Source organism: Streptomyces sp. NPDC030838 (assembly GCF_055572035.1).
In genome coordinates this window covers 133,862-146,105 of the sequence record NZ_JBVIED010000020.1, presented here as the reverse complement: position 1 = coordinate 146,105, position 12,244 = coordinate 133,862, and the positions used below count along the sequence as shown (strand labels likewise).

13 protein-coding genes are annotated in these 12,244 nt (G+C 71.4%); 6 read left to right on the top strand and 7 right to left on the bottom strand.

The window, feature by feature from the left end; translation table 11 throughout:
- Positions 1–64 precede the first annotated feature (64 nt).
- The 5 genes from acs to ACZ42A_RS36875 all read left to right on the top strand — a co-directional run bounded on the left by acs (position 65) and on the right by ACZ42A_RS36875 (position 5,502).
- The gene (acs, locus tag ACZ42A_RS36895) at positions 65–2,020 is read left to right on the top strand and encodes an acetate--CoA ligase (RefSeq protein WP_468531726.1); all 1,956 of its coding nucleotides are present in this window, start codon (positions 65–67) and stop codon (positions 2,018–2,020) included.
- 184 nt (positions 2,021–2,204) lie between these two features.
- Positions 2,205–3,635 (top strand): Na+/H+ antiporter NhaA, encoded by a 1,431-nt coding sequence (gene nhaA, locus ACZ42A_RS36890; RefSeq protein WP_468531725.1) that lies wholly within the window; start codon positions 2,205–2,207, stop codon positions 3,633–3,635.
- A gap of 60 nt (positions 3,636–3,695) precedes the next feature.
- Positions 3,696–4,184 (top strand): phage holin family protein, encoded by a 489-nt coding sequence (locus tag ACZ42A_RS36885; protein ID WP_468531724.1) that lies wholly within the window; start codon positions 3,696–3,698, stop codon positions 4,182–4,184.
- Positions 4,181–5,131 (top strand): alpha/beta fold hydrolase, encoded by a 951-nt coding sequence (locus tag ACZ42A_RS36880; RefSeq protein WP_468531723.1) that lies wholly within the window; start codon positions 4,181–4,183, stop codon positions 5,129–5,131. Before ACZ42A_RS36885 ends, ACZ42A_RS36880 begins: the two co-directional genes overlap by 4 nt.
- Before the next feature lie 188 nt (positions 5,132–5,319).
- Complete coding sequence (locus tag ACZ42A_RS36875; RefSeq protein WP_468531722.1) at positions 5,320–5,502, top strand: hypothetical protein; 183 nt, start codon at positions 5,320–5,322, stop codon at positions 5,500–5,502.
- A gap of 13 nt (positions 5,503–5,515) precedes the next feature.
- On the opposite strand, the gene ACZ42A_RS36870 is transcribed toward ACZ42A_RS36875, so the two are convergent.
- The 3 genes from ACZ42A_RS36870 to nth form a co-directional block, all read right to left on the bottom strand.
- A complete protein-coding gene (locus ACZ42A_RS36870) occupies positions 5,516–6,715 on the bottom strand; it encodes a MarP family serine protease (protein WP_468531721.1) in 1,200 nt (399 codons plus the stop codon).
- A 120-nt stretch (positions 6,716–6,835) separates the two neighbouring features.
- The gene (locus ACZ42A_RS36865; RefSeq protein WP_468531720.1) at positions 6,836–7,531 is read right to left on the bottom strand and encodes an NUDIX hydrolase; all 696 of its coding nucleotides are present in this window, start codon (positions 7,529–7,531) and stop codon (positions 6,836–6,838) included.
- Positions 7,532–7,619: 88 nt separating this feature from the next.
- Positions 7,620–8,732: an endonuclease III gene (gene nth, locus ACZ42A_RS36860; RefSeq protein ID WP_468531719.1), complete on the bottom strand. Its 1,113-nt coding sequence runs from the start codon at positions 8,730–8,732 to the stop codon at positions 7,620–7,622.
- 344 nt (positions 8,733–9,076) lie between these two features.
- On the opposite strand from nth, the gene ACZ42A_RS36855 reads away from it, so the two are divergent.
- Positions 9,077–9,751: a Crp/Fnr family transcriptional regulator gene (locus tag ACZ42A_RS36855; RefSeq protein ID WP_029382547.1), complete on the top strand. Its 675-nt coding sequence runs from the start codon at positions 9,077–9,079 to the stop codon at positions 9,749–9,751.
- 85 nt (positions 9,752–9,836) lie between these two features.
- Here the strand turns inward: ACZ42A_RS36855 and ACZ42A_RS36850 are convergent, their stop codons facing one another.
- The 4 genes from ACZ42A_RS36850 to ACZ42A_RS36835 form a co-directional block, all read right to left on the bottom strand.
- Positions 9,837–10,667 (bottom strand): MBL fold metallo-hydrolase, encoded by an 831-nt coding sequence (locus ACZ42A_RS36850; protein WP_468531718.1) that lies wholly within the window; start codon positions 10,665–10,667, stop codon positions 9,837–9,839.
- Positions 10,664–11,539, bottom strand: a complete 876-nt coding sequence (locus ACZ42A_RS36845; protein ID WP_468531717.1) for an NUDIX hydrolase — start codon at positions 11,537–11,539, stop codon at positions 10,664–10,666. Before ACZ42A_RS36845 ends, ACZ42A_RS36850 begins: the two co-directional genes overlap by 4 nt.
- A gap of 67 nt (positions 11,540–11,606) precedes the next feature.
- Positions 11,607–12,074, bottom strand: a complete 468-nt coding sequence (locus ACZ42A_RS36840) for a RidA family protein (RefSeq protein WP_468531716.1) — start codon at positions 12,072–12,074, stop codon at positions 11,607–11,609.
- Positions 12,071–12,232, bottom strand: a complete 162-nt coding sequence (locus tag ACZ42A_RS36835; RefSeq protein WP_003975360.1) for a DUF4177 domain-containing protein — start codon at positions 12,230–12,232, stop codon at positions 12,071–12,073. Before ACZ42A_RS36835 ends, ACZ42A_RS36840 begins: the two co-directional genes overlap by 4 nt.
- Positions 12,233–12,244 lie beyond the last annotated feature (12 nt).

The window sequence follows — 12,244 nt, the reverse complement described above, 5'->3', positions numbered from 1 at the left end:
GGACCCTCGGGTCTGATGAGCTGTGGCCTGGGACACAACGGACACCCTGGGAAAGGGAGATGTCGTGAGCAACGAAAGCCTGGCCAACCTGCTCAAGGAAGAGCGCAGGTTCGCACCCCCCGCCGACCTGGCCGCGAACGCCAACGTCACCGCGGAGGCGTATGAACAGGCCAAGGCTGACAGGCTCGGCTTCTGGGCCGAGCAGGCCCGACGGCTGAGCTGGGCCAAGGAACCGACCGAGACGCTGGACTGGTCGAACCCGCCGTTCGCCAAATGGTTCAAGGACGGCGAGCTGAACGTCGCGTACAACTGCGTCGACCGGCACGTCGAGGCCGGCCACGGCGACCGCGTCGCCATCCACTTCGAGGGCGAGCCGGGCGACAGCCGCGCGATCACCTACGCCGAGCTGAAGGACGAGGTCTCCAAGGCCGCGAACGCCCTGCTGGAGCTGGGAGTTCGCAAGGGCGACCGGGTCGCCGTCTACATGCCGATGATCCCGGAGACGGCCATCGCCATGCTGGCCTGCGCCCGGATCGGTGCCGCGCACTCGGTGGTCTTCGGCGGCTTCTCGGCGGACGCGCTCGCGACCCGGATCCAGGACGCCGACGCCAAGGTCGTCATCACGGCCGACGGCGGTTACCGGCGCGGCAAGCCGTCCGCGCTGAAGCCGGCCGTCGACGAGGCGCTCGGCAAGGTGGACAACGTCGAGCATGTGCTCGTGGTGCGCCGTACCGGCCAGGAGGTGGCCTTCACCGAGGGACGGGACGTGTGGTGGCACGACGTCGTCGGGCGGCAGAGTGCCGAGCACACGCCGGAGGCGTTCGACGCCGAGCACCCGCTGTTCATCCTCTACACCTCCGGTACGACGGGTAAGCCGAAGGGCATCCTGCACACCTCCGGCGGCTACCTCACCCAGGCGGCCTACACCCACCACGCGGTCTTCGACCTCAAGCCGGAGACGGACGTCTACTGGTGCACGGCCGACGTCGGCTGGGTCACCGGCCACTCGTACATCGTCTACGGCCCGCTGGCGAACGGCGCGACGCAGGTCATGTACGAGGGCACCCCGGACACCCCGCACCAGGGCCGGTTCTGGGAGATCGTGCAGAAGTACAAGGTCACGATCCTCTACACGGCGCCCACGGCCATCCGGACGTTCATGAAGTGGGGCGACGACATCCCCGCCAAGTTCGATCTCAGCAGCCTGCGCATCCTGGGATCCGTCGGCGAGCCCATCAACCCCGAGGCGTGGATCTGGTACCGCAAGCACATCGGAGCGGACAGGACCCCCATCGTGGACACCTGGTGGCAGACCGAGACCGGCGCGATGATGATCTCGCCGCTGCCGGGTGTGACGGAGACCAAGCCGGGGTCCGCGCAGACGCCGCTGCCCGGCATCTCCGCGACCGTCGTCGACGACGAGGCCAACGAGGTGCCGAACGGCGGCGGTGGCTATCTGGTGCTCACCGAGCCGTGGCCGTCGATGCTGCGCACCATCTGGGGCGACGACCAGCGGTTCATCGACACGTACTGGTCGCGCTTCGAGGGCAAGTACTTCGCCGGAGACGGCGCGAAGAAGGACGACGACGGCGACATCTGGCTGCTGGGCCGCGTCGACGACGTCATGCTCGTCTCCGGGCACAACATCTCCACCACGGAGGTGGAGTCGGCGCTCGTCTCGCACCCGTCCGTCGCCGAGGCGGCCGTCGTCGGTGCCGCGGACGAGACGACCGGGCAGGCCATCGTCGCCTTTGTGATCCTGCGCGGTACGGCGGCGGAGACCGAGGACCTGGTCGCCGAGCTGCAGGGCCACGTCGGCGCCACGCTCGGCCCGATCGCCAAGCCCAAGCGGATCCTGCCGGTGGCCGAGCTGCCGAAGACCCGCTCCGGCAAGATCATGCGCCGACTGCTGCGCGACGTCGCCGAGAACCGTGAGCTGGGGGACGTCACGACGCTGACCGACTCCACGGTCATGCAGCTCATCCAGGCGAAGCTCCCGGCGGCGCCCAACGAGGACTGACCTCATCCCGCCCCAGGGGTGCCCGGCGCCGGGCGTGCCGGGCACCCCTGCCGCGTCTACGGTGGACGGAGGTGGCCACTGCCAGGTGGCCACTCTCATCACGTTTAGCTAAACTAAACAAATAGGTGCGCCGGGAAGTCTGGTCGGCAAGCGTTCCATGCTGCCCACCCACCGGAGGTCTCCCGTGTCCGCGCCCCCCGCCCCCCGCAAGGCCTTCGGCCGGCTGTCCCTCCCCGAGCGGACCTTCGTCGCGGACGCGCTGCGCACCGAGACGGTCGGCGGTGTCCTTCTCCTCGTCGCCGCGATCACCGCTCTCATCTGGGCGAACGTACCCCTGCTGCATGACAGCTACGAGACGGTCGCCCACTTCCACATAGGCCCGGAGTCCCTCGGCCTCGACCTCTCCGTCGCGCACTGGGCCGCCGACGGACTGCTCGCGATCTTCTTCTTCGTCGCCGGCATCGAGCTCAAGCGCGAACTCGTCGCCGGTGATCTGCGCGATCCCCGGGCCGCCGTCCTCCCGGTCGTCGCCGCGCTGTGCGGCATGGCCGCACCGGCGCTGGTCTACGCCCTGACCAGCAGCGCCGGCGGTGGCTCCCTGGCCGGCTGGGCGGTCCCCACGGCCACCGACATCGCCTTCGCGCTCGCCGTGCTCGCGGTCATCGGCACCTCGCTGCCCAGCGCCCTGCGCGCCTTCCTGCTGACCCTCGCCGTCGTCGACGACCTGTTCGCCATCCTGATCATCGCGGTCTTCTTCACCAGCACGATCGACTTCGCCGCCCTCGCCGGCGCCGTGGTCGGCCTCGCCGTCTTCTGGCTGCTGCTGCGCAAGGGCGTACGCGGGTGGTACGTGTACGTCCCGCTGGCGCTGGTGATCTGGGCGCTGATGTACAACAGCGGCATCCACGCCACCATCGCCGGTGTCGCGATGGGCCTGATGCTGCGCTGCACCACCCGTGAGGGTGAGGAGCACTCCCCCGGCGAGCACATCGAACACCTCGTACGGCCGCTCTCGGCCGGCCTCGCCGTTCCGCTGTTCGCCCTGTTCAGCGCCGGTGTGTCGCTGAACGGCGAGGCACTGGCCGGGGTCTTCACCCGCCCGGAGACGCTGGGCGTGGTGCTCGGTCTGGTGGTCGGCAAGACGCTCGGCATCTTCGGCGGCACCTGGCTGACGGCACGTTTCACCCGGGCCTCGCTCAGCGACGACCTCGCCTGGCCGGACGTGTTCGCGGTGGCGACCCTGGCCGGCATCGGATTCACCGTCTCGCTGCTCATCGGCGAGCTGGCCTTCGAGGGCGACGAGGCGCTCACCGGAGAGATCAAGGCCGCCGTTCTGACCGGCTCCCTGCTCGCGGCGGCGCTGGCCACGGTGCTGCTGAAAATACGTAACGCCAAGTACCGCAGGATGTGCGAGGCCGAGGAGCGCGACGACGACCTCGACGGCATTCCGGACATCTACGAGGAGGACGACCCGGAGTACCACCTGCGGATGGCCGCCATCCACGAGCGCAGGGCCGCCGAACACCGCCGGATCGCTCAGGAGAAGGCCGCCGCGCGCCACGCGCTTGCGGAAGTGCCGGGCGGGGCAGGCGAGGAGAACGACGGTCCGGCATGATCTGACGAGACGGTACAAAAGACGGGACCGTCACCAGTCAGGCAGGAAGAGGGAGACCCGATGAGCGCACCCGACGGCAGCCCGGTCGGCGCCGAACGCAGCATCGGCCAGCTGTTCGCCACGGCGACGACCGAAATGTCCGCGCTGGTGCACGACGAGATCGCACTGGCCAAGGCCCAGCTCCGACGGGACGTCAAGCGGGGTGTGACCAGCGGCGGCGCCTTCATGGCGGCCGGGGTGCTCCTGCTGTTCTCGCTGCCGATGCTCAACTTCGCGCTGGCGTACGGCATTCGGACCTGGAGCGGCTGGAACCTGGCGATCTGCTTCCTGCTGTCCTTCGCGGCGAATGTGCTCGTCGCGGTCGTCCTCGTGCTGATCGGCGTCGTCTTCGCGAAGAAGGCGAAGAAGGGCCGCGGCCCGCAGAAGGTCGCCGCGTCGGTGAAGGAGACCGCGGGCGTCCTGCAGAAGGCCAAGCCGCACCCGCGGCCCGAGCTGCCCGCGGACCGCGTGCCCGAGGCCATCGAGCCTGTGGCACGCTCGTCGTCATGACGGAACCCGACACTCCTTCGGCCCAGCCGGCCTCGGTCGTACGGCTCGACCTGCCCGGCGGACACGAGGTGACCCACCGGGACGTGGCCGCCAACGGCGCCCGCTTCCACATCGCCGAACTGGGCGACGGGCCGCTGGTGATGCTGCTGCACGGCTTCCCGCAGTTCTGGTGGACCTGGCGGCACCAGCTGGTGGCGCTCGCCGACGCCGGGTTCCGGGCCGTCGCCATGGACCTGAGGGGCGTCGGCGGGAGCGACCGCACCCCGCGCGGATACGACCCGGCCAACCTCGCCCTCGACATCACCGGGGTGGTCCGCTCGCTGGGCGAGCCGGACGCCGCGCTGGTCGGGCACGACCTGGGCGGCTATCTGGCGTGGACGGCGGCCGTGATGCGGCCGAAGCTGGTGCGGCGGCTCGCGGTCGCCTCGATGCCGCATCCGCGGCGCTGGCGCTCGGCGATGCTCGCCGACCCCAAGCAGACCGCCGCCGGCTCCTACATCTGGGGCTTCCAGCGGCCCTGGATCCCCGAGCGGCAGCTCGTCGCGGACGACGGGGCGCTGGTCGGGCGGCTGATCCGGGACTGGTCCGGGCCGCGGCTGCCGGACGACGAGGCGGTGCGCACGTACCAGCGCGCGATGTGCATCCCGTCCACCGCGCACTGCTCCATCGAGCCGTACCGCTGGATGGTCCGCTCCCTCGCCCGTCCCGACGGCTTCCAGTTCAACCGGCGGATGAAGCGGCCGGTGCGGGTGCCGACGCTCCATCTGCACGGCTCCCTCGACCCGGTGATGCGCACCCGCAGCGCGGCCGGCTCCGGCGAGTACGTCGAAGCCCCGTACCGCTGGCGGCTGTTCGACGGCCTCGGCCACTTCCCGCACGAAGAGGATCCGGTCGCGTTCTCCAACGAGCTGATCAACTGGCTCAAGGACCCCGAGCCCGACCGGTGAACGGCGCGTGCGCCGCGCCTGAGCCCGACCGGTGATGCCGCTGGGCGGCCTCCCTGCGTGACCGCGCCGACGCGCCCGGTATCCGGACGGGAACGGCTGTCCTACGAACGGCCACATGCCCGGCGCATAGGCCAATTGGGCGGCCCCGAGGCGGTTATCGACCTTGGGGCGGGGGCACACGTCGGGGTATGGGCTGGACGCACGACTACAGTGACGCAGCAGCACGCAATCGCCGCTCGGGCAACGCCCTGAGCTCCCACCAGCGGGGTGCGCCGCAACTCGCGGGCACCGACCCGCGGGTGGGCATTCCGCGCATTCTGCGCCGCCGGGCCCGCTGGGTCTCGGTGCGGCTGCGTCACCCCCGCGGGTGACCCGCCGCGCGCCTCACAGCGCGCAGCTGTCCGTACCCACCTGCTGATTGGCCGTACGTCCCGCGGCGATGTCCTCCCGGATCTCGTCCAGGGTCAGCGCGTAGCCCGTCTCGGCGTCGTCCAGGGACTTCGCGAACACCACGCCGTAGACCTCACCCTCCGGGGTGAGCAGCGGGCCGCCGGAGTTGCCCTGGCGGACGGTCGCGTACAGCGAGTAGACATCGCGCCGGACCGTGCCGCGGTGGTAGATGTCCGGGCCGTTGGCGGTGATACGGCCGCGCACCCGCGCCGCGCGCACGTCGTACGCGCCGTTCTCCGGGAAGCCCGCGACGATCGCGCCGTCGCCGCTCGCCGCGTCGTCCTCGGTGAACTTCAGGGCGGGCGCCCGCAGGTCGGGCACGTCGAGTACGGCGATGTCGCGCTCCCAGTCGTAGAGGACGACCGTCGCGTCGTACCGCTTGCCCTCACCGCCTATCTGCACGGTGGGCTCGTCGACGCCGCCCACGACATGCGCGTTGGTCATCACGCGGCGCTCGGCGAAGACGAAGCCGGTGCCCTCCAGGACCTTGCCGCAGCTCTGCGCGGTGCCCACGACCTTGACGATGGAGCGCTGGGCACGGGCGGCGACCGGGCTGCCCGCGAGCGCCTGGTCGGGCGGCCGGACGTCGGTGATGGGCTCGTTGGCGAACGGGCTGAAGACCTGCGGGAAGCCGTTCTGCGCCAGCACCGAGGAGAAGTCCGCGAACCAGGTGTCGGCCTGCGCGGGCAGCGCGCGGGAGACACCCTGGAGCACCTTCGAGTTGCGGACCTCCTTGCCGAGCGTCGGCAGCGTGGTGCCCGCCAGGGCGGAGCCGATCAGCCAGGCGACCAGCAGCATGGCCGCCACATTGACCAGGGCGCCGCCGGTCGCGTCCAGGGCGCGGGCCGGGGACCAGGTGATGTACCGGCGCAGCTTGTTGCCGAGGTGGGTGGTCAGGGCCTGGCCCACGGAGGCGCAGACGATCACGACGACCACCGCGACGACGGCGGCCGTGGTGCTCACCTCGGCGCTGTCCGTCAGCGCGTCCCAGATCACGGGCAGCACGTAGACGGCGACGAGGCCGCCGCCCAGGAAGCCGATCACCGACAGGATGCCGACGACGAAGCCCTGGCGATAGCCGACGATCGCGAACCACACGGCAGCGATCAGCAACAGGATGTCCAGCACGTTCACCGATTCAGGCCTCGCCTCTTCACTCTCCGGTCCTGCCGGCTCGGCCGGGGGTCCGGCCCGCCGCGACGCGGCAATCGGGCACAGCGTCCCCCGGGAGAACACAGCACGGCGCCCACCCTGTCATGCGCGCCAGTCGAGCGGGACCAGCCTGTCCCGGTCCCAGGGGCGCTCCCAGTCGGCGTAATGCAGCAGCCGGTCGATGATCCCGGCCGTGAAACCCCAGACCAGAGCCGATTCGACCAGAAATGCCGGGCCTCGGTGACCGCGGGGGTGAATGGCGGTGGCGCGGTTGTCCGGGTTCGTGAGATCCGCCACGGGGACGGTGAACACGCGCGCGGTCTCGTTGGGGTCCACGACACCGACCGGGCTCCGCTCGCGCCACCAGCCCAGCACCGGGGTCACGACGAAGCCGCTCACCGGGATGTACAGCTTGGGCAGCACACCGAAGAGCTGGACGCCGGCGGGATCCAGGCCGGTCTCCTCCTCGGCCTCGCGCAGCGCCGCCCGCAGCGGCCCGTCGCCCTGCGGATCGCCGTCCTCCGGATCCAGGGCGCCGCCCGGGAAGGACGGCTGCCCGGCGTGCGAGCGCAGCGTGCCGGCGCGCTCCATCAGCAGCAGCTCGGGACCGCGGTCGCCCTCGCCGAAGAGGATCAGGACGGCGGACTGGCGGCCCGCCCCGTTCTCCGGCGGCAGGAAGCGGCTCAGCTGGAGCGGCTCCACGGTCTCCACGGCGTGCACCACCGGATCGAGCCAGCCCGGCAGCCCCTCCTTGCTGACCACCACGGCTTCGCCCCGCGTCTCACTCGCCCGGCTCATCGCACCCCCGTCGTCCTGCCGCTTTCAACGTCCGAAGGCCCCGAGATCGTTCCGGACGCCCTCCCGGGGTGTTCCCCCGTTCGACGGCTCACCCGGCCGCCCCCAGCGGCGGGGCCGGCTTGCCGCCCGCGTCCAGGTACGACCGCGGGGGGTTCAGGCGCTGCCCGGGGAAGCCGCCCTTCTCGTACTTGAGCAGCTTCTTCGCCTTCTCCGGGTCCGTCTCGCCCTCGCCGTACGCCGGGCAGAGCGGGGCGATGGGGCAGGCGCCGCAGGCGGGCTTGCGGGCGTGGCAGATACGGCGGCCGTGCCAGATGACGTGGTGCGAGAGGTCCGTCCAGTCGCTCTTCGGGAAGAGCGCGCCGACGGCGGCCTCGATCTTGTCCGGGTCGGTCTCGTCGGTCCACTGCCAGCGCCGTACGAGCCGCTGGAAGTGTGTGTCCACGGTGATGCCGGGGTGGCCGAAGGCGTTGCCGAGGACGACGAAGGCCGTCTTGCGGCCGACGCCGGGCAGCTTCACGAGGTCCTCCAGGCGGCCCGGGACCTCACCGCCGAACTCCTCCGTCAGCGCCTTGGACAGCCCTATCACCGACCTGGTCTTGGCCCGGAAGAACCCGCAGGGCCGCAGGATCTCCTCGACCTCCTCCGGGTTGGCGGCGGCCAGGTCCTCGGGGGTCGGGTACTTGGCGAACAGCGCGGGGGTGGTCTGGTTGACGCGCAGGTCGGTGGTCTGGGCGGAGAGCACCGTGGCGACCAGCAGCTGGAACGGGTTCTCGAAGTCCAGCTCCGGGTGGGCGTACGGATAGACCTCGGCGAGTTCCCGGTTGATCCGGCGGGCGCGGCGGACCAGGGCCGTACGGGACTCCTCGCGCGGCGGCTTCGGCGCGATCGTCTTCGCGGGCGCCTTCCTGATGGCGGCGGTGGCCTTCTTGGGCGCGATCTCGACCTTCTTGAGGGTGGCTTTCCTGATCGGGCCCTTGGAGGCGGGGGCCTTCGTGGCAGGAGCCCTCTTGGCAGGAGCCTTCTTGGCAGCGGCTTTCCCGGCCGCGGTCTTCTCGGCCGTCGCCTTCTTGGCGGCGGCGGCCTTCTTGGCGGGAGCCGCCTTCTTCGCCGGAGTGGCCTTCCCCGCTGCCGTCGCCGTCTTCTTCGCCGTGGCTGTCTTCTTCGCTGTCGCCGTCTTCTTCGCCGAGGCCGACTTCTTCACAGCCGCCTTCTTTGTCGTTTTTGTCGCCTTTGCCGTTTTTCCCTCACCGCCGGAGGCCTGTTCGCCCACAGCGGAATCGCGACGTACAACCACCCGCGCAGCCCCCTCGGCCTGTGCTCTCACCGGCGATTTGGACACCCGGCCAGCCTAAGGCCCCGCACTGACATCTGCCCGGGACCCGGAAGATCGGCGCCCAATTGGACCCCTGCCGCTTACCACGGGACACCAGTGCGGCATCCTTGTGACAGATCACACTGTTTGGACCGTCCGGCAAAATGGGCACCACGGTCCCCTGGTACAAGGGGGAGCAAGATCCCCTGAGCAGGTCGACAAGGAGAGAACTCGTGGACGACGTTCTGCGGCGCAATCCGCTCTTCGCGGCGCTCGACGACGAGCAGGCCGCGGAGCTGCGTGCCTCCATGAGTGAGGTGACCCTCGCGCGGGGTGACTCCCTGTTCCACGAGGGCGACCCGGGCGACCGGCTCTACGTGGTCACCGAGGGCAAGGTCAAGCTCCACCGCACCTCGCCCGACGGCCGCGAGAACATGCTCGCCGTGGTCGGCCCCGGCGAGCTGATCGGCGAGCTCTCGCTCTTCGACCCGGGCCCGCGCACGGCGACCGCCACCGCGCTCACCGAGGTCAAGCTGCTCGGCCTCGGCCACGGCGACCTCCAGCCCTGGCTGAACGCCCGCCCCGAGGTGGCCGCCGCGCTGCTGCGCGCCGTCGCCCGCCGGCTGCGCAAGACCAACGACGCCATGTCCGACCTGGTCTTCTCCGACGTTCCGGGCCGTGTCGCACGCGCCCTGCTGGACCTGTCGCGCCGCTTCGGCGTGCAGTCCGAGGAGGGCATCCACGTCGTCCACGACCTCACCCAGGAGGAGCTGGCGCAGCTCGTCGGCGCCTCCCGCGAGACGGTCAACAAGGCGCTCGCCGACTTCGCCCAGCGCGGCTGGCTCCGCCTGGAGGCCCGCGCGGTGATCCTGCTGGACGTGGAACGCCTGGCGAAGCGCTCGCGCTGACACCGGCCTCCTGAGCCTCTACGACGACGGGGTCCCGCCTCTCACGAAGCGGGACCCCGTCGCCGTACGCGCACACCGCGCGGGGCTAGATGAGCCCGTGCTCCTCCAGGTACTCCAGCTGCGCCCGCACCGACAGCTCGGCCGCCGGCCACAGGGAGCGGTCCACGTCGGCGTAGACGTGCGCCACGACCTGCGCGGGCGTGCGGTAGCCGTCCTCGACGGCCGTCTCGACCTGGGCGAGGCGGTGGGCGCGGTGGGCGAGGTAGAACTCGACGGCGCCCTGGGCGTCGTCCAGGACCGGGCCGTGCCCCGGGAGGACCGTGTGGACGCCGTCGTCGACCGTGAGGGACCTCAGGCGGCGCAGGGAGTCCAGATAGTCGCCGAGGCGGCCGTCGGGGTGCGCCACGACCGTCGTACCGCGGCCGAGGATCGTGTCGCCGGTCACGATCGCCTGGTCGGCCGGGAGGTGGAAGCAGAGCGAGTCCGCGGTGTGGCCGGGCGTCGGGACGACGCGCAGCTCCAGGCCGCCCACGCGGATCACCTGCCCGGCGGCCAGCCCCTCGTCACCGAGGCGCAGTGCCGGATCGAGGGCACGCACGCGCGTGCCGGTCAGCTCGGCGAAGCGGGCGGCGCCCTCGGCGTGGTCGGGGTGGCCGTGTGTCAGCAGGGTCAGGGCGACACGCTTGCCGGCCTGCTCGGCCGTGTCGACGACGTGCCTCAGGTGCCCCTCGTCCAGCGGGCCCGGGTCGACCACGACGGCCAGGTCGGAGTCGGGCTCGGACAGGATCCAGGTGTTGGTGCCGTCCAGGGTCATGGCGGACGGGTTGGGCGCGAGGACGTTGACCGCCCGCGCGGTGGCCGGGCCGGCGAGGACCCCGCCGCGCGGCTGGCCGGGAAGGGCGCTTGCGTCGGTCATGCCGGGCCTCCCCCGGTCGCGGTGGGGATGTGCTTGGTGAACTCGTCGTGCCCCGGCCAGGAGAGCACGATCTCCCCGCCCTCCAGACGGGCCTGTGCGAGGACGGGAGCGAGGTCCCGGGCCGGGGCGGCGGCCAGCGCCTCGGCGGCCGTGTCATAGGGCGTCAGCTGGCGCAGGGTGGCGATGGTGGGCGGCATCATCAGCAGCTCGCCCTTGTCGTACGCCGCCGCGGCGTCCGCGGGCCGGATCCACACCGTGCGGTCGGCCTCCGAGGAGGCGTTGCGGGTGCGCTGGCCCTCGGGGAGGGCGGCGACGAAGAACCAGGTGTCGTAGCGGCGGGGCTCGAACTCGGGGGTGATCCAGCGGGTCCAGGCGCCCAGCAGGTCGGAGCGCAGCACCAGGCCGCGGCGGTCCAGGAACTCGGCGAACGACAGATCGCGGGCGACGAGCGCGGCGCGGTCCGCCTCCCAGTCGTCGCCGGTGGTGTCGCCGACGACCGTGTCGGGAGTGGGTCCGGCCAGGAGGACGCCCGCCTCCTCGTAGGTCTCGCGTACGGCCGCGCAGACGATCGCCTGGGCGCCGTTCTCGTCGACGCCCAGCCGGTCCGCCCACCACGCGCGCGTGGGGCCCGCCCAGCGGACGTGGCGTTCGTCGTCCCGCGGGTCGACGCCGCCGCCCGGATAGGCGTACGCGCCTCCGGCGAAGGCCATGGAGGCGCGTCTGCGCAGCATGTGCACGGCGGGGCCGCCGTCGGTGTCCTTCAGGAGCAGCACCGTGGCCGCGCGCTTCGGAGACACCGGGGTGAGGGTGCCGTCCGCCAGCGCGCGGATGAGCTCCGGCCACTCAGGGGGGTACCACTGACCGTTCGCCATGGCCGGAGGCTATCCCGGAACGCGTGCATGTTCGAGAGGCAAACGATCACCCTCCTCCTGGCGGCGCCTACGGCTGCGTCAGCTCCACCTGGATCTCGACCTCCACCGGCGCGTCCAGCGGCAGCACCGCCACGCCGACCGCGCTGCGCGCGTGGACGCCCTTCTCGCCCAGGACCTCGCCGAGCAGCTCGCTGGCGCCGTTGAGGACGCCCGGCTGACCGGTGAAGTCCGCGGCCGAGGCCACGAAACCGACGACCTTCACGACCCGCGCGACGCGGTCCAGGTCGCCCGCGACGGACTTGACGGCCGCCAGCGCGTTGAGCGCGCAGATGCGGGCGAGGTCCTTGGCCTCCTCGGGCGTGACCTCGCCGCCGACCTTGCCGGTGACCGGCAGCTTGCCGTCCACCATCGGCAGCTGGCCGGCGGTGTACACGTACGGGCCGGACTGCACGGCCGGCTGGTAGGCGGCCAGCGGCGGGACGACGTCCGGCAGCGTCAGGCCCAGCTCGGCGAGCTTCGCCTCGACCGCGCTCACGCCTGCTTCTCCCGCTTCAGGTAGGCCACCAGCTGCTCGGGGTTGTTCGGGCCGGGCACGACCTGGACGAGCTCCCAGCCGTCCTCGCCCCAGGTGTCCAGAATCTGCTTCGTGGCGTGGACGAGCAGCGGCACGGTTGCGTATTCCCACTTGGTCATGGGGCGACTGTA